The organism is Mesorhizobium sp. BAC0120 (assembly GCF_033542235.1).
Taxonomy (GTDB): domain Bacteria; phylum Pseudomonadota; class Alphaproteobacteria; order Rhizobiales; family Rhizobiaceae; genus JAWRCU01.
In genome coordinates this window covers 199,709-220,977 of record NZ_JAWRCU010000013.1, presented here as the reverse complement: position 1 = coordinate 220,977, position 21,269 = coordinate 199,709, and the positions used below count along the sequence as shown (strand labels likewise).

The following is a 21,269-nucleotide window of genomic DNA, read 5'->3' as shown; positions in this document are numbered from 1 at the left end:
CCGCCGCCGGCTACAACTTCCGCCGCCTCATCCGCTGGCTCAGTCTTTTGCTGTGCCTGATGCTGGCTGCCTTCAGCACTCAGCTTCGCCTCGTATCAACGTGAAATCGCAATAGTTCACGGTCGACCAATTCGGCACGATTTGCTGCCGGCAGATCTGGCCACCTTATTGATCACACATTCGTTGCTAATCGCCACTTACTATGACTAATCCCACCTCGGGTTCACTAATCGCGTGAATATTTCCACTGTCTTCCTTTCGAATAACCTTTACTTTGTATGTTCCCGGCGTTGCCGAACTATCAGCTACGACACCAAATTTCATGTTAGCAGTATCAGTTACTTCTAGCGTATCTTTGTATACATGTACGCTGGGCACAATTGTATTGGAGTTATTAGAACTTTTCTTTTTATATTCTACAAACTCAACATTCATCTTTCCACTATCTCCAAACCAAGGCGATCCGGCCGTCACCTCGACCATCTTCGGATCATTCAGTTTCCCGACGACAACTGGGTCAGGAGCCCAAACCCTAACAATCGTTGGCATCCGATTATCCTTTCGAACTTAGCTGCACTTCCGTAGAAGCATCAATCCAGATCGCCACGTCCGCGAACTATGACTCCGCCTGATCGCGACATCACGCCGCCGGACCTGGACAGGCTTCCACCCGATCGGGACAGAACTCCACTTGAGGATACACGCGGATCACGCTCCATCAATTCGGCGTTCAAGAGGACATCTTCCAGCGGTCCCGTCTCTACATCCAGTCGCATAGAAAATGCGCTTTTATCATATACCCACACGCTCATTCCACGCGCGAAGGATCCTATCTGCGACGCCAACCCGGTACGACTAGGGTCACTAGGTCCTCGATCCAAGACCTTGAGGTCAGTGCTCGCGGGTGGGGGATAGTCGACGTCAGTCCCCGGCCCGTGGACGACGAGAATCGTCGGCTTGGCCAACTCGTAGAACTGAGCCTCAAAAGCAAACGCATAAATCCTCGCCAAGCGACTGCCAGGAGCATCGATTTGATCCTGAATAAATCGGTTGGTTCCGAGTCTGGGTGGGCGGCCACCATCGTTGCGTGCAGCCAACCTGATATCTTCAAGCTCTCTACCGAACAGGTGTATCGCTGATACACTTAAGATCGTTTCGGTTGGCATTGGTCGTCCCTCTTAGAGTGAGATCGGTGAATGGCGATTGGATGTTTGGGGCTTCAAAGCCCAATAGCGTTCGAGATAGCTCATCGCCGGCAAATGAGTTTGATCTTTGGGCAATGCGATTCGCGCGTCATGGACATGACTTTTTCGGTTGGGTGGTTTCAGACGTGGCCCCGCCCTGAATCGAAAAATCTTCCGCCGCTCGAAGTTTCGGAAAAGGATCCTTGAAAACTTACCGCCGCTTTCGGCCTGATCAACCGCAAGCATCGTTCTCGCGACATCGCCGTAGTCCAGAAAATCGGGGGCCAGGGCCCACAGCGTCTCCGCAAGGTATGTTCCGACAACATCGCGCGCAGCGAGCAGCGCCTCGAAAAATCCGTCTGAGTTCCGAAAGAAAGCGCAGTTGAAAGCGTCCTGTAGTCGCGCCTCGGCAGCCGGATCAAATTCCGCGATGTCTGCGAGATTTTCGACGGCAGGCGAGATCAGACCACGCGCCACCAAGCTCTCGTGGAACATGTCGACGAGGATGTCGAAAATCGCACCAGTGAGTGGCTGCGATAGCAGGTGCTCGTCCTTCCAGCCATGGACGAACTCGGCCATAGTGCGCTTATTGTTGGCCGAACGTATCTGACGATGCGGCGAAAATTCGGAGAACCGCTCGAGGCGATTGGCGAGATAGAGATTGCCGCGCGTTTCCGTGAGGACGTTGTCGAGAACTGACGGAAAATGCATGGCTGCAATCAGCGACGCGCAATCGGAGAAAGCTTCCTGGAAGCCAAGGTATTCGGGGTACTCAGTCCCCGGGCTCGGCACGCCGAGCACGCTGTAGATAATCGCGTGCCCCACTTCATGCGCGATGACGTCGAAGTCCAGGCTGAAGGGAAGGACGCGTCCGTCCTTCTCGAACTGACTCCCGACTTCGAGGAATCCATAGCCGTACTGAGCGTTGTCCCATTGCGGCAGGATTGAGATTTCCAGGCGGTCGTAATGGTCGCGAAAATGCCAGACGAGCGGCTGGCCGAGATAGTGTTCCCAGACGTCCAGTGTGAAGCGCGCACAGCCGAAGACATGTGCAGCTTCGAAGCCAGGCATCGAAGGCCGGTAATGATCGAAATTGCCTTGCTCGTCCGGGACAGCCGGCTCAAAAATTTTTCCGGCCCAAGGCGGCAGATAAATGTAGGGCGTGCCCAGTGGCCCGCGGTTCACGCCGTAAGGACGAGTCTTGCCGACCGGCTCCACAACATACATCCGGTCGTCCGATGGACCAGCTCTGAGGCTCCCCAGCGGAGATGACATCGTGATGATCTCGGGACTAGACCGAGCATCCTCAAATGGGGGCTGTACAAAAAGCCTGAACCGGGTGCCCATCCGTCCCTCCAAACTTCATATTGGGCTGTTTAAACTGATCTTTGCTGCCCAACGAGCAGTTTATTAGCAACTCGCAAAATAGTACTAGAAGCTACCCGCCAAATGTGCAGGGGCGTTATTCACAAAGCTCAACCAACCTCGAATAGCGTGGGTGGCTGCGAATGGAATCGAGATCGGAATCGTTTTTGAACCACAGTCTCATTTCAATGCCGACCTGCGGCATCCAGGCCTCCAGCACGTCGATCGCTCTCTCCACCTCGCCAAGCACCGCATAGGTGCAGGCGGCATTGTATTGGATATTGATGTCTCCAGGATCGGTCGCCAGGGAGCGAGCCAGCCATTCCAACGCTCGATTGCGTTCACCAAGAAAGGCCAGCGAAGTCGCTCCAAGGCATGCAACATTGGCATTCTCCGGATGAAGCCGCAGTTCTTCCTCAGCCTTCTTAATCGCGATCCGTGCGTAACTTTCGGCCTTGTCCATCTCGCCGAGTGAGCGAAAGACGTGCACAAGCATGGTGGGCGCACCATAGTCCGCCGGCTTGATCTCCAACGCGCGCTGGAAATATGTGGCCGCTCGTTCGAAAAGGCCGTCGGTGACGCAAAACTCGGCATAATACCGATTGGCTTCGTGGCAATTGGGATCGACCGACAAAGCCTGCTCGAAAGCAGAGACCGCCTCGGGGCGATTGCCGGCGACCGCTGACGCGAACCCCCTGGCCGCATGTGCCTCCGCCAGATTGGGATCGATCGCCAGTGCCTTCGCCGTGTTCGCGAGAATGTCATCCACCGAAATCTGCACCCCAAACTGGGAGCGCAGACGCGCATCGCAGACAGCGATGCCAGCATAAGCGCGGGCATAGTTCGGATCGAGTTCAATGGCTCTTGCAAAGCTTTGCCTCGCCATCAAATGGTTCGCCTTCGACGCGAGATGGCTATATTCGCGCCCCCTCAAATAGTGCGTATAGGCTTCCACACTCTCCGTCGGGGCCTGCTCGATCGCCTTCTTCTCCTCCGGGAGAAGCTTGACCTTGAGCTGTTCGACGATCGCCTTGGCGATCTCGTCCTGTACTTCGAAGATGTCGGTGAGGTCGCGGTCGTAGCGTGCGGCCCAGAGGTGGCCGTCGCTGGCTGCTTCGATCAATTCGGCGTTGATCCTGACACGGTTCCCGGCTTTGCGGACGCTGCCTTCGACTACATAGGCCACCCCGAGTTCCCGGGCGATGCGCTGCAGGTTCTCGTTCCGGCCCTTCCACGTGAAAACGGTGTTGCGGCTCAGCACAAACAGGCCTGAGACATTCGACAGATCGGTGATGATGTCCTCGGTTATGCCATCGCTGAAGAATTCCTGCCCGGGATCGTTGCTGATGTTGGCGAATGGCAGGATTGCAACCGACGGCTTGGTCAGTGATGCCTGCGTGAGGGCGCTTGCTCCGGCTGAAACCTCCTCACGCGAGGCTACATTGCCCCAATCTGCAAAATAGACGTGGACTGGACGGGAGATATTCTTCACGGTCTTCGCGCCCTGGTCCGCAAAGCCCAGGTCGAGCTTGTTTCCAACCTCGTGGCGCACCGCCGCCGAGCAGGCTATGCCGCCGGGCGCGGCAAGACCCTGTAGCCGGACCGCCACGTTGATGCCGTCCCCGTGAAAATCATCCCCGTCGAAGACGATGTCCCCCAGGTTTAGACCCATCCGGAACGTGAAGTGCCTGTCCCCCGGGATTCCGACGTTGCGCTCCAGCATACCGCGCTGGATTTCGACTGCGCAGCGCGCAGCGCTGAGCACACTGCTGAACTCGACCAGGAAACCATCACCCATCAACTTGAGGACACGCCCGCCGTGCTTGGCGACGGCGGGATCGAAGAGCTCCCGGCGGTGCTGACGAAGGGCGTTGAGCGTCTCCTCTTCGTTGGCCTCCAGCAGACGGCTGTAGCCCACCACGTCGGCGGCCAGGATAGCCGCCAATCGACGTTCAACATGCTCCGCGCACATGCCCGTCTCCTCAACGTGCTAGTGGCAATGCTACTCGATTTCAGCCGGTTACCAGCAATGTTGCCGGACGATCGTATTCCTTACAACTAAAATATCTTCGGCCGATCAACCAGTGGCCGAGAAGGTCCGTAGGGAGTATTGTTAGGCTCGTTGGACCAACTGCATCGGGACGAGTTTGACGCCGTCACTCTCCACCTGGCGTGGTCGCGCAGACCCGCCCTTCGACTTTGCAGCACTACCCTCGCAGGTCAGCGCTGGATCGCCTCTGGATTTGTTGTTTTCGGTACTCCCAGCCCATCCGAGCAATCAGATGATCGTGGAATTCAAGTCGAACGGCCGCGAACGCCCCGCTGTGAGGGCATGGCCGGAAGGCACCGATCCTGCCACCGAAGTGCAGCGCTTCCGCGTACGGATGCCGCCACTGGGGCCTGACGAGACGGTTGAATATTTGCCGGTGGTCCAACGCTCGGGCCTGATCGTTCAAAGGCTACCCGCTCGCTCCACGCGCGGGATCCAGGCGCCCCTGACAGAGGCAGCGCCTGACACCGCTGCGGCTGCCCCTGCAGCTGTGCCGCGCTACCAGTGGGCTTCCGAGTTCCTGGGCGCGTTCACCGTGAAGCTCATCAACCCGCCTGAGTCGTTCGGGCCCGGGCCCGACGGCGTGCACATCACGTACTACATAGAATCCGGCGAGATTCATGGACCGAAAATCAACGGCAAGGTTCGCGGCGGCGACTGGATGGTACTGCGCCGCGACGGCGTGGGTATCGCCGAATCGCGCATTACCTACCAGACGGACGATGGCGCGCTGCTCCTTTCGCGCTACTATGGCATTTTCGACCTGGGGCCGGACGGATACCAGCGCGCTGTGCGCAACGAGTTTGAACCTGTACCGCCCCTGGTGCTCGCGCCGCAGTTCATTACCTCGCATCCCAATTGGCTCTGGCTCAATCGATTGCAGTGCCTCGCTGTGGGCCGCGCTACTATGGCGGACCTGATCGTGCGCCTGGATATCTATGCCATCCGCGCCGGGCAGCCGCTCCCTTCATCAGGCCTGCCGCGCATGGACGGCCCGGCGCTGATCGGAGATATCCACTAAGTTGTCGTGCAAGACCGGCGATTTAATCCCTAGCTGTACAAGCCGTTACGTCGGCGTCCATTGCACAGCCAAGGGGGGCGTGGTAAGCTTAGCCTTACATTACTACACAAGTATATTGTGCCATGCCGGAGCTTTACAGGACGGGGTACCGCTGACGGGCTTAACGATGCTTTGATCCGGAGGTCGACGGGGCTCTCGATGTCATCGGCGGCATGGGAAAAGGTCGACCAAACGGCATTTGTAAGCAATTGCCTGGCGAGAACTGGGCTCTGCTTCCCTTCCCGGCGCGCTATCGTCTTTGCTGTTGCGCGCATGTGCCGACCGTCGCCCACGCCTGAGCAAGCATTTGGTGGTTGGGCCACCAATTCCTTCGTTCCGACTGCCTGGCCGTGGCGGCATAATGCCGTTCGCCATACCGTCATCATGGAAGGCGCCTTCAGTTCCCGGCGTTTCGACGTCCTGCATCTGTGCGGGACCAACACCTCGAGGGGCATACGATGGCTGAATTGAATTGGGACGATGCCCAGTGGCAGAAGGTGAACGAAGCCGTCAAAGACGGTTTTTCCAAAGCGAGCGTCTCGAGTCAGTTCCTCAGGCATTACGGACCGCTTTCAGGCAGTGCCGAGATCGTGCGCAATGAAATCTTCGGGCCTATTGTCGGAGGAGGCGTACTCACCCTCATCACCAATCACCCTAGCGTAAATCGGCAGCTTGTTAATCTGACGACAAACGTTGAGCTCTCAAGCGAACAGGCTGCTGAAGAGACGCTGTCGAATGCCGTGCTCCTGTTTCGGCGGGCGGGAAACATTCTTGCCCAAGAAGAGGATCGCATCATATTTGCAGGGTTCCACCGCGGCTCGGGGCAGGAAGACTCGCAATTCGTGGCGAATAACGTCGAGCCGCAGGATGGACTCGCTGATCTCCCGACAAGGCGAAACTTCAACCCACTGATCAATCCCGCCACGCTCGGCAACGACGTTGTAGAGCAGGTGGTAAATGCGGTTGGCCTCCTGGAAGATCGTTTCAACCCTGGTCCCTTCGCCTGTATTCTGGGGAACAGGCTTTTCGAGGAAGTGCATAGGCCCACCCCAAACCTCGTCCTTCCCGCGGATAGAATTACGCCGATGTTGAAGGGGGGTTTCTTGCTGCGCTCGGGACAGATGGACGCCGGGACGGGCGTCGTTGTCTCTCAGGCCGGCGATACTATCGACGTCGTTGTGGGAACGGATCCGGTCGTCCAGTTCCTTCAGCGCACGGGACAGGCAAGGTTCTTGTTTCGGGTCTACGAGCGTTTCGTCTTGAGGATTAGGGATCAGAACCAGGCGCCGGTGACGGGGTTCAGGATCGGACCTACGGCAGCCCAAAGGGCCGCCGAAAGGTTAGCGTTGGACGCAAACGCGGCCCTATATGGACGCGGCTAATGCTCAACACCAAGAAATAGGCAGAAGATCGGGTGCTAAGATGAATGATAAATCTGATTCGGCCCTGAAGAAAGCAATGGAAGCTTTGGACAGATCAAATAAGGCCAAAGACGATGCTGTGAATATGCTAACAATGATCATAAACGCGCGTAAGGTGGCATTAGGCAAACTGGATCTGATTAGAAAACCTGCGACGTCAGAAGCGGACGCCTTAGAAGCAGCTAAAATGGCCAGTGAGAAAGGAAAAGAGGCTGGAGACGCGTATAATAAATTAGAAACTGCCGCCAACACAGCAAAAAAAGAGGCTGAAGTTGCCCGGACCGCAGCAGGCGAACTACCGCAGGCCAACAATATCATAGCGCAGGTCGCGGACGCTGAAGATGCGGCTGAACAGGCAGTCCAGGATGCTAAACCACTGGTTCAGCAGGCTGAACATGCAGCCAAGTTGGCGACCAACTTGGCTCACCCAAAAAAACCGGCGTAAGGTCGGTTACAGTCAGAGCCACAGAGGGACGTGCGAGTGATCCGTGAACCCGAAGGTCATCATCCTTGGCGGGGGCATTGCCGGCCTCAGCGCCGCTCATGAACTGATCGAGCGGCACTTCGATGTCGAAGTCTACGAACTCCTTCCAATTCCCGGCGGCAAGGCCCGCAGCTTCCCCTTAAAGGACTCGGGCAAGAACGGCCGCAAGAATCTGCCCGGCGAACACGGATTTCGGTTTTTCCCCCGTTTCTACCGTCACGTCACCGACACGATGGCCCGAATCCCGTATGGGCCAGCCGGAACGGTCGCCGACAACCTCGTCGACACGACTCGATGCCGATTGACCCGGTACGGGCGGTTTCCGGTTGAGGTGATTGCACGCTTTCCCCGCACGCTCAACGACGTGCGCGTCGCGTTGGAAGACGTCAGCCGCTTTTTCAACGGCGATCTCGATCTGAGCCACGATGACTTGAAATTCTTCGGTTCCAAAGTTTGGCAGATCGTCACGTCATGCCGGGAACGGCGCCACGAAGAGTACGAGAAGATCGCCTGGTGGGACTTCATCGGCGCGGAGCACCGCTCGCCCGCCTACCAGAAGCTGTTGGGCCACGGGATCACGCGCTCGCTGGTCGCCGCGAAAGCCCGCAAAGCGAGCACGAAGACCATAGGCGACATCTTCGTCCAGTTGCTCTTCGACATTGTCGCACCCGGACCTAGCACCGACCGCGTGCTGAACGGCCCGACCAACGACGTCTGGATTGATCCGTGGCGGCGCTATCTAGAGTCACGAGGAGTAGCCTATCACGTCAACTCCAAGGCTGTCGCAGTGTCGTTCGATGGCGAGCGGATCCGCTCGGCCACCATCGACAGAGGCGGATCGACCGTAACGGTCGAGGGCGACTACTTCATCTTCGCGATGCCGGTAGAAGACGTTATCGATCTGATCACGCAAGAAATGATCGGGGCAGACCCGGCATTGGGCAACCTGTTTACGCTCGATGACATCACGGAGTGGATGAACGGCATCCAGATCTATCTGAGGGAAGACGTTCCACTCGGACACGGCCACAGCATCTACGTCGATTCCCCGTGGGCGCTGACGTCTATCTCACAGGCGCAGTTCTGGCGAAATGTAAGTCTCTCGGCATACGGAGACGGCACGGTAAGGGGCATCATCTCCGTCGATATCTCCGAATGGGACCAGCCAGGCCTGAACGGCAAAGCCGCCAAGGATTGCACGCCCGAGGAAATCAAGGCCGAAGTGTGGGAGCAGCTGAAACGGAGCGTGAACTACGGGCACGTCGTCATGCTCAGGGATGAGCAGCTTCATAGCTTCAGCCTGGACCCGAGCCTGAGCCGCCACGAAGGCACGACGGCCAACGAGGAACCGTTGCTCGTCAATCTCGTCGACACGTGGAAGCTGCGGCCGGAAGCCGTTTCGCAGATCCCCAATCTGTTCCTGGCTTCCGACTACGTCCGCACCCACACCGACCTCGCGACCATGGAGGCTGCCAACGAAGCCGCTCGCCGAGCCGTCAACGGCATCCTCGATGCCGCCGCGTCCGATGCCGTCCGCTGCGGCGTGTGGGACCTGAACGAGCCCGAAATCTTCTTGCCTTGGCGTGAGCTTGATCTCATTCGTTTCACGCAGGGACTGCCGTGGGATGACGCGATGGTGCGCGTCGGACTTTCGTTCGCGGAACTAGTGGAGAAATCGATACAGGCGTTGGAACAGGGCTCCGAGGGCGGTGGGCTCCCGAGCGCGCACCGAGCTTTGCCACAGCCCTATCAGGCGGTCGTGCATTTTCTCGACCGTCAGGCGCAGCCGGGCGTGGCTTCCGACCTCAGGCACGAGGCAACCGTGCTGGTCGAGCGGCTGGTGCGTCTGTTTGCGGTTCGGCTGGTCGAGGCACAAGGCTTGAGGCGAGCGGTAGGCACCAGCAATGGGGGCGGCAGCAGCTCCGGCAGAGTGGATATTATTCCGAAGTAGGGCTCGGGAGGAGATGGCGCTCGATCCATTTCACGCTCGATTAGCGAGTTATCGCGAGACGGCGCTCGCTCGCCTGCTTGCGGCCGTGCCTCGGCGAGAGCCGCAGCGCTATCTCTATGATCCGCTGACTTCTTATCTAACCCGCACGGGGAAAGGCATCCGACCGGCGCTGTGCATGGCCACGTGCCAGGCCTTTGGCGGGGATGCATCTGATGCCCTCGCCTCCGCTGCCGCCATCGAGATGCTGCATACAGCATTCCTCGTGCATGACGACATCGAGGACGAAAGCGAGCTGCGACGCGGTCTCCCCACGCTGCATTCAGAGCAAGGGGTGCCCATTGCTCTCAATGCCGGCGACATGATGACAGCCATCAGTGTCCGCATACTCCGCGAGAATCTGCCCGCCCTGGGGCACACGCTGACGGCGGGGGTGTACGACGAGTTCGAGCATATGATGCAGGAGTCGCTCGAGGGCCAGGCGATGGAGCTTGGCTGGATGCGCGATAACCGCCTCGACATTAGCGACGAGGACTACCTGCGGATGGTCCTCAAGAAGACATGCTGGTACAGCTTCATTCATCCCTGTCGGATCGGCGCGCTTATCGGTACCAGGAACGGCGTCGACCTGGATCGTTTCAATCGCTTCGGATCCTATCTCGGCACGGCGTTCCAGATTCAGGACGATCTTCTCAATCTCACGGGCGATGAACGGCGCTACGGGAAAGAGATTGGCGGGGATCTGCTCGAGGGGAAGCGGACGCTGATGCTGATACACCTGCTGCGCCAGGTGGATACACGCGAAGCCGCTCGCATAAACGCCTATCTTGGCGAGCCACGCCCAGCGCGGTCCGCGCAGGACATGCGCTGGATTCTGGAGCTCATGCGATCGCGAGGAAGCCTGGACCACGCACGCAAGGTAACGAGGCAGCTGGCCGGCGCCGCGCTATACGAGTTCAACCGAGCGTTCCGGGACGTCCCGGAGTCGGATGAGAAGACGTTCCTGAACCAGGTCATCTCCTATATGGTGAGCAGGGACGTTTAGATGGGTCACGTAAGGCAGCGCAATTCGTGGAGATGAATTAGGCACGCTCACGGGAGGGCTCGTGGAAGACCATCGACGATCATGTGAAACACCGCTCGCGAGCGGTATGCCAGACGCCGGCCAGGCTCTCGATACGCCAGGCTCCTTTCTTCGACCGCTGATCGCGTTCCCGTATTCTCAATCGGTGGGGCCTTTGTCGCTGCTGCCCATGCCTGCGCAGGCTGGTTCGAGGCAGCCGAGCACTGTCAGCAGCGCAGCCGCCACCGTCGGCGATCCGGCGGGATCGATCATCGCGAAGGCGGGGAAGGTGATCGGCGACAATCGCCAGGGTCTCGACGCGGCGGACGCCTTTCTTCGGCAGCTGATCGCGTTCCCGGATTCTCAATCGACAGGGCCTTTGTCGCTGCTGCCTGCGACCGCGCATGGCAGCGCCGCAGAGCCGGACACTACCGGCAGCGCAGCCCCGACCGTTGGCGAACCGGCGGCTTCGATCGTGGCGCAGGCGGCGTCAGTGCTCGACGAAGAGATGGCGAAGGGCGTGCTCGAGGCTCGCAGAGATGCTGTGACTGCTCACCGAACTCGTTCGCACGAGACTTACCCGGGGCTGCACGAGGTGCATGAGTTGGTGAACAGCCTCGGAGCTCTCTTGCCGAGCTTGCAAGACGGAGCGGCCAAAGACCTCTCGACGTATCAACCGGCGAGCGGCCACTCAGAACCGCTGGCGAAGGTGAGCCCACGCGCGGCCGTCAAGCCTGGCGAGCGGACCACCGTCTCAATGACGCTGCGCAACGGCGAGACCCGGCCTGTGCGTCTGGTGCCCGTGGCGACCGACCTGCTCGGCAGCCGGGGCCACCGGATTCCGAACTCGCTTCTTGAGTTCCGACCTTCGCAGCTCGCTTTGGAGCCGCAGGAGCAGAAGGATCTCGAGATATCCATAACTGTTCCAATCGACGTGGCGCCCGGCTGCTATTCGGGCCTTCTTATCATGAAGGGCCTGGACTACCTGCGGGCGCTCATCTCGCTCGAAGTCGGCATGGCGACGACAAACGCCGGCACCCAAACCCTTGCGCCACCCGCCACGTCCGATGTGCTGAACCCTGAGGCCAACGCATACAGGCACGGCGATGTATCCGGGCTGCGCAGGCAGCTGCAGCGGAATGAGACCCTGCCGTCAACTCGATCCAGCAGCATAATGCAGGAGGCCATCAAATTGGCCGAGGACGGAGAATTGGGAAATTCGGACGCCATCCGGCTTTTGCAGATTCCGCATCGCTCGGAGGACGTCAACGAGGTGCTCGCCAGGTTTCAGCAGGAACTGACCCGCGAGGCGAAAAGCAAGCTGACCTTGGAGGCGTTTGCTCCGCTGCCGGACGATGTCGACAATCAGCGTTACGAGCCGATCTTCGACAGATATCCGATTACGGGCAAGACCTATAGAACCGCGAGCGGGACGATCGTCCTGAACGAAGTTCAGTACTACAACGGAGAGATGGCGCAACTCTACGGTGAATGCCCCAACATCGCGGAGGTATGCAGCGATTTGGCGGGCAGTGGGTACAAGCCGCTGACGATGAGGCATGTGGATGGGCGCGAATCTGCAGTTGCCATGTTCTGGTCGCATCAGCTCAGGGACACTTCGCTGCGGCCGTACGACGCCGCCTTCATTATCGTCGCCGCCGTACCGGATGGTACTCCGACAGACCGAGCCTGCTTCACGGCTGACCAGAATGGAGCATCCAGCGTACTGCCGATGTTCGACGGCGCGTTCGATCCTGATAGAAGGCTGTGGGAGAGCCGAACGGCGTTGTTCTATGTGCGGCTCCTCGATTCGACCCGGGTCGCGATCGAGGTGGGACGCGAGCGGATGGGCACCGACAAGCGTCCCGGCACGATCCACATCACGCGCGAGGGGAAGCGGCGCTTGTTCTCCGTCCAAGACGGCGCTGGAAACGCAGTGGCGAAAGTCGACTTCGTCATTGCCGATGATCCCGGCGCCTGCCTCTCCGAAGTGGCGAGGGCAGGCGCGACCGCGGGCATTCCGTTTCGCACCTTTCCTGCTGGAACCGAATACGTTTACCCCGGTGTGGCACGCATCGGCACTGCACCGATCGTGACCTGGCAATGGCGGACCGACGTCCTCCCTCGGCTGCAGCACCTGGAACCGAATGCCGTCACCTTCGATTCGCGCTCCGAAGAAGGCGGGATCTTGATCCGGTGGGGCTTCAAGCCGCAGCTGCTTGGCTACATTCCCAATGTGCGTGGCGTAGTTACGGGCGTGCCGTAGCGTCGGTCACCCGAGGCGAGTGTCTCCATCAACGAAGCCCACGGCTTGCGGCCAATTCAGCAAGCAGTGCTTTGGCTTCGATGAGATCCTTCGTATCGAAGCCTTCTTCGAACCAGCCGTAGATCGGCGCGAGCAGATCGTAGGCTTCCTTTTCCTTACCCTGTTTTTGCCAAAGGCGTGCAAGGCTGGTCGCGGTTCGCAGCTCCCAGGACTTGGCCTCTTGCTTGCGCGCCCATCGGATGGAAGCGCGGTAACTGCGCTGAGCGCCGGCGAGATCACCCTTACGCTCCTGCATCCAGCCTTTGAGGCGCAGGATTTCCGGAAGATGGCTGCGCTCTTTCCAGCCGGGCCGATCGATCTGCTCGAGCATGGCATCGACCTCCGCCAAGCCGGCATCGACGTCGCCGCTAAGCGCAAGCGCTTCACCGAGCCTAGACCGGATATAGGGAGTGACGGTTTTCGCTCCGGCGGCTTCCCAGGCTAGGATGCCCCGTTGCATATCTTCGATACCCTTCCGGTAATGCCCCTGCTGAGCAAGGCTGATGCCTGTGCTGAGGAAGGGCGCAAGTACCTCCGAGATGAAAGGCAAGCCGGCGTCCCGCGCCAGCCTCTGCACTTCCGCCTTGCGCGCGTCCTGCTTCCCCGGTTCCCGACGGTAATGAAAAACCCAAGCGCCCAGCGTAAGCGCGAACGCGGTGTCGAAAGGATGATTGATAAGACGGGCGTGATCGTCACGATCTCTCACGATATCCGCGGCTCGCTTCGGGTAGCCCAGGATCCAAAGCACCTGCGACAGGTAAATCCCCGCGAGGGTCTTGGGGTCGTGATTCATCAGCTTTACGATGTGTGCGTGACGATCTCGATCGTAGAGCCTCAGGATTTCGTCCGCGTGTTGCTTCACCACACGGGGATTGCCCAGCCAGAAGTTGGTCACCATCATCGCCATATGGCCTACCAGCAGCAATTCCTCGTGTTCAGTCTTCTGGCCTGCTCGCAAAAGCTGTTTTGCCCATTTCAGGGATTCCGCTACGGGGCCAACGGACATCTGCTGCACCCACAACCCCCACAGCGTGCGCGCCAGGTGCTCCGGCTTTTGCTGTCGGGCAGCTTGGGCAAGCGGCAGGGCGGGCTTTAGCGCCTTCTCAAGCTCCGGCGTCGGCCAACCTCTGTAGGCTTCCCAGACGGTGCTCAGTTCGACCCGGCACTCCAGCTCCAATCCGTCTCGCAACTTCGACGCCGGCAGTCGTCCGATCGCGTCCAGACCTTTTTTGAAGTGTGCAATCGCCTCTTCCAACGCCCACCTGCCTTGAGCATTCCGACCGGCTTTGCGCCAGTACTCCGCAGCCTGCTCGAAAAGGCCCGCCTCCGTGTAGTGACGGGCGAGTATCTCTGGCTCGGTGTCCTTGATATTCGAGAACTTTTTGTCGATCGTCAGTGCATGTGCAATATCGGCATGCCATTGTCGCCGTTCGCGCTTAAGCAGCGATTCATAGGCGGCGTCCTGCACCAAGGCATGCTTGAAGGAATAGGTGCACTGCGGCACAGTCCCCCTTCGGAACACCAGGCCTGAAGCTGTCAGGTGCTCCAGCATGTCGTCCAGATCAGCCATTGACGGCGGCGCCAGAACGGAGATTAGCTCGTAGCTAAACTCCCGCCCGATGGCCGCACCGATTTGCGCGATCTTCTTTGCCGGCATGTACCGATCCAGCCGCGCCATAAGCCAGTCTTGCAAGGTGTCTGGGATCCTGCGGCCGCCGAAAGCGCCCGCGTAGCCGTTATGATCGCTCGTGTCCGTGAGCTGGCCCGATTCCAGTATCGACTTGGTCAGCTCTTCGACGAACAGCGGCAGCCCGTCGGTCTTGGTCAGGATTTTCTCTACCACCTTTTTGGGTAGTTTTTTGTTTCCGGCAAGCGTTGACACCATTTCACAGCTTTGCGCAGGGGTGAGGTTAGTGAGGTCGACAGTTTCGACATGGTCGTGACTTGCCCAGCGGTTTTGAAACTCTGGTCGATGGGTGAGCACCATCAGTAGCTTGAGGCTCTTCACCCGATCGACCAGCAAGTCCAGCAATTCCAGTGTTGTATGGTCGGCCCAATGCAGGTCTTCGAACAGCACCACGCTAGGTCTCTTACGTGCGGCCGCCGCGACGAGCTCGACCAAGGTCCGCAACGTGTCGTCCTTTTGCTTTTGCGGGGTCTTGGTGAGCGGCTTGTAGGGACCTTCGCACGGGATAGACAGTATTGAGGCGATCAAGCGGACATCGTTTTGCGCATGCTTTCGCGGTCGCCCATATTCTTCGATGATGTGGTTCTCGAGCCTGCGCAGCTTGGACTCGGGCGTTTGCTCCGATGCAAATTTCAGCGCCTGCTCGAAATTGTCGACAAACGGCCAAAGGGCACTGTTGGTGTGATAGGGTGAGCACTGAAAGCGTAATGTCCGCACATTTTTCGCCTCGAGACGCATCCGCAACTCGCGCAGGACCCGGCTCTTGCCGATACCGGGCTCACCCGAAAGCAACACCACCTTGCCATTGCCTTTGCTCGCCAGTTGGCGGCGATTGAGCAACAATTCAATCTCGTTCTGGCGATCTACCAGGGGGGTGAGCCGTTCGCCGTGGCTGGCTTCGAATCGGCTTGCCGCGTCGCCGATCCGGTTCACCCGCCATGCCCGCTCGGGTACCTCAATGCCCTTGAGCGGGTGTTCGCCCAGGTCTTCCAGGTCGAACGTCTCGCCGACCAGCCGCCGTGTATCGTTTGAAATGACAACCTCATCGTGGCCGGCCAGGCCCTGGAGCCGAACAGCCAGATTAAGGGTCCTGCCGAACGCTTCAAATTGAGACTCCGCGCCGACCACGGTTGGTCCGGTGGCCACACCGATGTGAACTTCAAGCGGCGGATCGGCGTGGATCGCTTTCACCGCATGCACCATCTCCAGGGCAGCGCGCACGGCGCGCTCGGCATCATCCTCGTGAGCGGGCCAGCCGAAATAGACCAGCAGCCCATCGCCCACGTACCGCCCAAATGTTCCCTCGTAGCGCGCCACCACCTCGTCACCCACCTTGCGATAGGCCTCGATGAGCTCGCGTAATTCTTCAGGATCGAGGCGCTCGGACAGTGGCGTGGAGCCCACCAGATCGCAGAACATCACAGTGAGCTGGCGTCGCTCGGAGTTCGCAACGGGCGGTTTTGTCCGAGCCGGGCCACCAAGCTTCCGGATAGCCACCTCCAGCTGGAGCCGCGGCCCAGTAGGAAGCTCGAGCAGATCGATATCCGCCCCCGTGAGGTCGGGTAGAATCTCAAGCGTGATCCCGTGGTCGCGGAATACGTCGGCGTACTTCTCGAGGCCGACCGATCTTAGCCAGCTCCTTAAATCGGTCACGCTCCTCCCTCGTGCCCGGACCGCCAACAAACTTTATACTCCGGCGTGAGAGGGTTGCCAACGGACTGCTCACGGTCGAAGACGCCACGTCTGGACAAACTTCCCCGCGCTGGCCACACTGCCTGCGATTGGGGGCGTACGGAGGCGCAAGAACCTGCGGCCGCCTTCCGGTTCAGCTTCAATCAGAGGGACAATCACCATGACCAAGGGAAACTGGAGGTTCGCCGCGCCCGTCACGCGCCGCGACGTGATCAGGCTCGGCGGCATGGGCCTCATCGCGGCGACATTGCCGCGCATGGCTCTAGCCCAGGACAAGAACGTCAAGGTCGCCGCGATCTTCGCGACCCCGATCGAGGAGCCGTGGGATCACCAGATCCATGTCGCCCTGCAGAAAGCAGAGCAGGAGCTCGGTATCGAGTACAAATGGTCGGAGAAGGTTCAAGCGGCCGATTTCGGCCGCGTAATGCGCGAATATGCGAGCGGCGGCTACGAGCTGATCATGGGCGATGCCTTCGCTGCCGAGCGCGAATCGCGCCGCACCGCCAAGGAATTCCCAAACGTCGCCTTCCTGTTCGGTTCGGGCGCCGGGCCGGCGGAACCAAATTTCGGCGTGTTCGACAACTGGATCCACGAGCCAGCCTACTTGTCCGGCCTGATCGCCGGCAAGATGACGAAGTCCAACGTCGTCGGCGCTGTCGCGGCAATGGGCATTCCCGAGGTCAACCGGCTGGTCAACGCCTTCTTCGCGGGCGCCAAGACGGCCAACAACGCCGTCAAGACGAAGGTGACCTTTATCGGCTCCTTCTTCGACCCGCCCAAGGCCAAGGAAGCGGCTATCGCCCAGATCGACGCGGGCGTGGACGTGATCTATGCCGAGCGCTTTGGCGTCATCGAGGCTGCGGCGGAGCGCAAGGTTTACGCGATCTCCAACATGTCCGACCAGTCGAGCCTCGCCCCCGACACGGTGATCACCGGTCCGGTCTGGGACATGTATCCGACCGTCCAGCAAGCGATCAAACTGGTCAAGGCAGGCGTCTTCACCGCGCAGGACTATGGCGACTTCTCGCGCATGGCCAAGGGCGGCTCCGACCTCGCTCCCTATCATGAATTCGAGCACAAGCTGCCGATTGAAGTGAAGGAGATGGTCCAGCGCAAGAAGGACGAAATCCTGTCCGGCGAATTCCGTGTCGATGTGGATGAGGCCACGCCGGTGTCGGATTGAGTGGTTGTTATGAGTGTGGCGCCCTTCGCGCCCCCCTCTGGCCTGCCGGCCATCTCCCCCACAAGGGGGGAGATTGGACGGCCGCTTTTGTTTCGCCAATCGCTAACGTTTGGAGATTGGCGAAGCCGTTGATGACAGCCAATCTCCCCCCTTGTGGGGGAGATGTCCGGCAGGACAGAGGGGGGCGACGTAGAGCGCCCATACCGCAGATCGTCAGCTTGTAGGTACAACGTTGGAAACGTCCTCCCCGCAGCCCCTCATCGAAATGCGCGGCATCTCGAAGAGCTTCGGCAGTGTCAGCGCCAATCAGGATATCGACCTGACGCTTGGCCGCGGCGAGATCCTGGGGCTGCTCGGCGAAAACGGCGCCGGCAAGACGACGCTGATGAATATCCTGTTCGGCGTCTACCAGGCCGATCGCGGAACGATTGCTGTCGAAGGCAAGGAACTGCGCATCGCCTCGGCCGCCGACGCGCTCGCTGCCGGCATCGGCATGGTGCACCAGCATTTCCACCTCGCGCCGCGGCTCAGCGTGGTCGACAACCTCCTGGTCGGCCTGCCCGGCAAGAACGGCAGGCTCGACCGCGCCGGCGCAATCGCCGGATTGACGAGGATCGAGAAGGAGTTCGGGCTCGCGCTCGACCCGGACCAGCCGGTCTCGTCGCTTTCGGTCGGCGAGCAGCAGCGGCTGGAGATCGTCAAGGCGCTGTTCCGCGGCGCGCGGATCCTGATCCTCGATGAGCCGACTGCGGTGCTGACGCCGGCGGAAGTGGACGGCCTCTTCGCGGCATTGCGGGCGATGGCGACGCAGGGCTTCGGTATCATCTTCATCTCGCACAAACTCAATGAGGTGCGCGCGCTCACCCATCGTTGCGTGGTGCTGCGTCGCGGGCAGGTTGCCGGAGAAGTGTCTGACCCGAACGCAAGCAGCGCGGCCGAGATGGCGCGGCTGATGTGCGGCCACGAGATCACTTCGCCGCTGCGCCCGCAGACGCAGAAAGGCGAGGTCGTGCTTATGCTCGACCACGTCTCGACGGCGGGGCACGCCGGCATGCCACTGCGCCGGGCGAGCCTCTCGGTCAGGAGCTGCGAGATCGTCGGTATCGCCGGGGTTTCCGGCAACGGACAGAAGGCGCTGGCCAGCGTGATCGCCGGGACGCTTGTCCCTCGCGAGGGACGCGTCGAGGTGCGCGGCAAGGAGGTCAGGCGCTTCACGCCGAACGACATGATGGCACTCGGTGTTGGCCGAATCCCCGAGGACCGCATGACCGAAGGCCTCGTCACCACGCTGCCGCTCGCCGATTCGATGGTGCTGCCGCGCATCGGTGACCCGAAGTTCAGCCGCGGCGGGATCGTGAGGCCGGACGCGATTCTCGCTTTTGCCGAAGAACAGATACGGGACTTCGACATACGCTGCCCCGGGCCGGCGGCTCGTACCGGCTCGCTCTCGGGCGGCAACCTGCAGAAGGCACTGCTCGCACGCGAGCTCGCCTTTGACCCGACCGTTCTGGTGGCGGCACAGCCGACGCGCGGCCTCGATGTCGGGGCGGCGCGCTTCGTGCACGAGAAGTTCCTGGCGCTGCGTTCGAAAGGCTGCGGGCTCGTCGTGATCAGCGAGGATTTGGAGGAGTTGCTGGTGCTCTCCGATCGTATCGCCGTGATGTATGAGGGACAGATCGCCGGCGTGCTCGACGCGGCCGAAGCGTCGGTCGAGCGGATCGGCCTGCTGATGAGCGGGATCAAGGAAGCGGCGTGATGTGGAAGCTCGAACCGCGCACCGCCTCCGCGCCATGGCTGAATTTGACTCTGCCCTTGCTCGCCATCGCACTGGCGTTGGCGCTCTGCAGCGGCCTGATTGCGATTGCCGGCGCGAACGTGTTCGAGGCCTATGGCATCATGATCGGCAGCGCGCTCGGGTCAGAGCTCAACATTACAGAGACCTTGGTGAAGGCCGCGCCCATGATCTTCACCGGGCTCGCGGTCGCGGTCGCCTTCCGCGCGAAGTTCTGGAACATCGGCGCAGAAGGACAATTGATGGCGGGCGCCGTGGCCGCAGCCTTCATAGGTGCATTCCCGATGCCGGGACCGCTCGCGATGCTGCTCATGGCGCTCGGCGGCGCGGCAGCGGGCGGGCTGGTGGCGCTCGTGCCGGCTCTGCTCAGGGTCAATCTTAAGGTCGACGATGTCGTCAGCTCGCTGCTCCTCAACTCCGTCGTCTTTTTCGCTGTCATGGCGTTGATCGAGGGGCCGTGGAAGGACCCGTTCAGCGGCTATCCGATCTCGCCGCCGATCGAAGATTCGGCCGGCCTGCCGCGGCTGATCGAAGGTACGCGGCTGCATCTCGGCGTGCTCGCCGCTTTCGTCGCGGCCGGCCTGGTCTGGCTCCTGATGTCGCGCACCACGCTTGGCTTCAAGATCCGTGTCACCGGCGAGAATGCCCAAGCTGCGCGCTACGGCGGCATCGCGGTCGGCAGAGTGATCGTGCTCACGGCCCTGATCTCCGGCGGGCTCGCAGGCCTGGCCGGCGTCGGCGAGGTCGGCGGCGTGCATTTCCAGGTAATGAGCGATCTTTCGCCGGGCTTCGGCTACAGCGGCATCGTGATCGCGATGCTGGCAAGGCTCAACCCGCTCGGCGTCGTCCCGGCGGCCGTCTTTTTCGCCATAGTCATGACGGGAGCGGAGGCGATGTCGCGCGCCACCGGCGTGCCGGTTTTCCTGGCGGACGTGCTGCAAGGCACCACGCTGCTCGCCATGCTGGTCGCGCTCCTCTTCACCAGCTATCGCATCAGGCGCATCGGAGCTGCCGCATGATCGCAGTCCTCGACCAAATCCTGCAGGTCGGCTTTCTCGCCGCAATCGTGAGGATCGCGACGCCGCTGATATTTGCGACCCTCGGCGAAATGTTCTCTGAGCGCTCGGGCGTGCTCAATCTCGGTATCGAGGGCATCATGCTGATCTCGGCGATGACCGGCTTTTCCGCGGCTTACTATTCCGGCAGCCTTTGGGTGGGGATCGCCGCGGCGGCCGCTACGGGAGCTTTGCTGGGCTTCCTGCATGCCGTGCTGACGGTTGCGCTGGGCTTGAGCCAGCATGTCGCCGGCATAGGACTGACGCTCTTCTCGACCGGCCTTGCCTTCTTCCTGTTCCGCCTGATCTTCGGCCAGCAGGCGACGCCGCCGAGCATCACCGGCTTCGCTACCGTGCCGATCCCGCTGCTTTCGCAGATACCTGTGCTGGGGCCGGTGATCTTCAATCAGTTCACGCTGGTCTACATAGCTATCCTCGCCGTGCCGCTTGCTGCCTTCGTGCTCTACCGCACGCCTTGGGGGCTGGCGCTGCGCATGGCGGGCGAAAACCCGCGCGCTGCCGACTCGGCGGGCGTCAGCGTCATCAGGATCCGCTTCCAGGCGGTGGTTCTCGGCGGCGCGCTGATGGGCATCGCCGGCGCCTTCCTTTCGATGGCGCAGTTCAACGCCTTCACCTTCGGTGTGATCTCCGGGCGCGGCTGGGTGGCGATCGCGCTGGTCGTATTCGGCCGATGGGACCCTTGGCGTTGTGCGGGTGCCGCGCTGCTCTTCGCCGCGATCGACGCGCTCCAGTTGCGGCTCCAGGCGAGCGGGCTTGGGCATATCCCCTATCAGGCGTTTCTCGTCCTGCCCTTTGTGCTGACGATCGTCGCCATGGCACTGATCTCGCGCAATGCGGTCGCACCGGCGGCGTTACTGAAGCCGTTCCGGAGGGAGGAGCGGTAGGAACGACCGGGTCGGGTAGGCTTGAGCATTTTGCAGCCAAGTGGCATCACTTGGCGTTGCACAAATGCGGCAAAA

At 60.6% G+C, this 21,269-nt stretch carries 14 protein-coding genes; 10 read left to right on the top strand and 4 right to left on the bottom strand.

Translation table 11 applies throughout. From position 1 onward, the window contains the following. Nucleotides 1-186 precede the first annotated feature (186 nt). From SAZ10_RS25320 to SAZ10_RS25310, 3 genes are all read right to left on the bottom strand, one after another. Complete coding sequence (locus SAZ10_RS25320; RefSeq protein ID WP_318612170.1) at nt 187-549, bottom strand: hypothetical protein; 363 nt, start codon at nt 547-549, stop codon at nt 187-189. Nucleotides 550-1,178: 629 nt separating this feature from the next. Next, entirely contained in the window at nt 1,179-2,531 is a 1,353-nt protein-coding gene (locus SAZ10_RS25315) for a hypothetical protein (protein ID WP_318612169.1), read from the bottom strand. A gap of 115 nt (nt 2,532-2,646) precedes the next feature. Then, a complete protein-coding gene (locus tag SAZ10_RS25310; RefSeq protein ID WP_318612168.1) occupies nt 2,647-4,521 on the bottom strand; it encodes a TPR end-of-group domain-containing protein in 1,875 nt (624 codons plus the stop codon). A 310-nt stretch (nt 4,522-4,831) separates the two neighbouring features. Here SAZ10_RS25310 and SAZ10_RS25305 point away from each other — a divergent pair, with 310 nt between their 5' ends. The 6 genes from SAZ10_RS25305 (at nt 4,832) to SAZ10_RS25280 (ending at nt 12,841) form a co-directional block, all read left to right on the top strand. Then, the gene (locus SAZ10_RS25305; RefSeq protein ID WP_318612167.1) at nt 4,832-5,620 is read left to right on the top strand and encodes a DUF3237 domain-containing protein; all 789 of its coding nucleotides are present in this window, start codon (nt 4,832-4,834) and stop codon (nt 5,618-5,620) included. A gap of 497 nt (nt 5,621-6,117) precedes the next feature. Next, nucleotides 6,118-7,041, top strand: coding sequence for an encapsulin (locus SAZ10_RS25300; RefSeq protein WP_318612166.1), 924 nt, complete (start codon nt 6,118-6,120; stop codon nt 7,039-7,041). A 40-nt stretch (nt 7,042-7,081) separates the two neighbouring features. Then, complete coding sequence (locus SAZ10_RS25295) at nt 7,082-7,525, top strand: hypothetical protein (protein ID WP_318612165.1); 444 nt, start codon at nt 7,082-7,084, stop codon at nt 7,523-7,525. 43 nt (nt 7,526-7,568) lie between these two features. After that, a complete protein-coding gene (locus SAZ10_RS25290) occupies nt 7,569-9,515 on the top strand; it encodes an FAD-dependent oxidoreductase (RefSeq protein WP_318612164.1) in 1,947 nt (648 codons plus the stop codon). Between the two features lie 13 nt (nt 9,516-9,528). Continuing rightward, nucleotides 9,529-10,557 carry a polyprenyl synthetase family protein gene (locus SAZ10_RS25285; RefSeq protein WP_318612163.1) on the top strand — a complete coding sequence of 343 codons (1,029 nt, stop codon included), beginning with the start codon at nt 9,529-9,531 and terminating at the stop codon, nt 10,555-10,557. A gap of 208 nt (nt 10,558-10,765) precedes the next feature. Further along, complete coding sequence (locus SAZ10_RS25280; protein WP_318612162.1) at nt 10,766-12,841, top strand: hypothetical protein; 2,076 nt, start codon at nt 10,766-10,768, stop codon at nt 12,839-12,841. Nucleotides 12,842-12,869: 28 nt separating this feature from the next. On the opposite strand, the gene SAZ10_RS25275 is transcribed toward SAZ10_RS25280, so the two are convergent. Then, the gene (locus tag SAZ10_RS25275; RefSeq protein WP_318612161.1) at nt 12,870-16,220 is read right to left on the bottom strand and encodes an AAA family ATPase; all 3,351 of its coding nucleotides are present in this window, start codon (nt 16,218-16,220) and stop codon (nt 12,870-12,872) included. A 199-nt stretch (nt 16,221-16,419) separates the two neighbouring features. Between SAZ10_RS25275 and SAZ10_RS25270 the strand changes: the two genes are divergently transcribed. The 4 genes from SAZ10_RS25270 to SAZ10_RS25255 all read left to right on the top strand — a co-directional run bounded on the left by SAZ10_RS25270 (nt 16,420) and on the right by SAZ10_RS25255 (nt 21,194). Beyond that, nucleotides 16,420-17,442: a BMP family protein gene (locus SAZ10_RS25270; RefSeq protein ID WP_318612160.1), complete on the top strand. Its 1,023-nt coding sequence runs from the start codon at nt 16,420-16,422 to the stop codon at nt 17,440-17,442. A gap of 265 nt (nt 17,443-17,707) precedes the next feature. Beyond that, nucleotides 17,708-19,198 (top strand): ABC transporter ATP-binding protein, encoded by a 1,491-nt coding sequence (locus SAZ10_RS25265; protein WP_318612179.1) that lies wholly within the window; start codon nt 17,708-17,710, stop codon nt 19,196-19,198. Then, nucleotides 19,198-20,253 (top strand): ABC transporter permease, encoded by a 1,056-nt coding sequence (locus SAZ10_RS25260; RefSeq protein WP_318612159.1) that lies wholly within the window; start codon nt 19,198-19,200, stop codon nt 20,251-20,253. Before SAZ10_RS25265 ends, SAZ10_RS25260 begins: the two co-directional genes overlap by 1 nt. After that, nucleotides 20,250-21,194 carry an ABC transporter permease gene (locus SAZ10_RS25255; protein ID WP_318612158.1) on the top strand — a complete coding sequence of 315 codons (945 nt, stop codon included), beginning with the start codon at nt 20,250-20,252 and terminating at the stop codon, nt 21,192-21,194. The genes SAZ10_RS25260 and SAZ10_RS25255 overlap by 4 nt, the downstream gene beginning before the upstream one ends. The last annotated feature ends 75 nt before the right edge of the window (nt 21,195-21,269 follow it).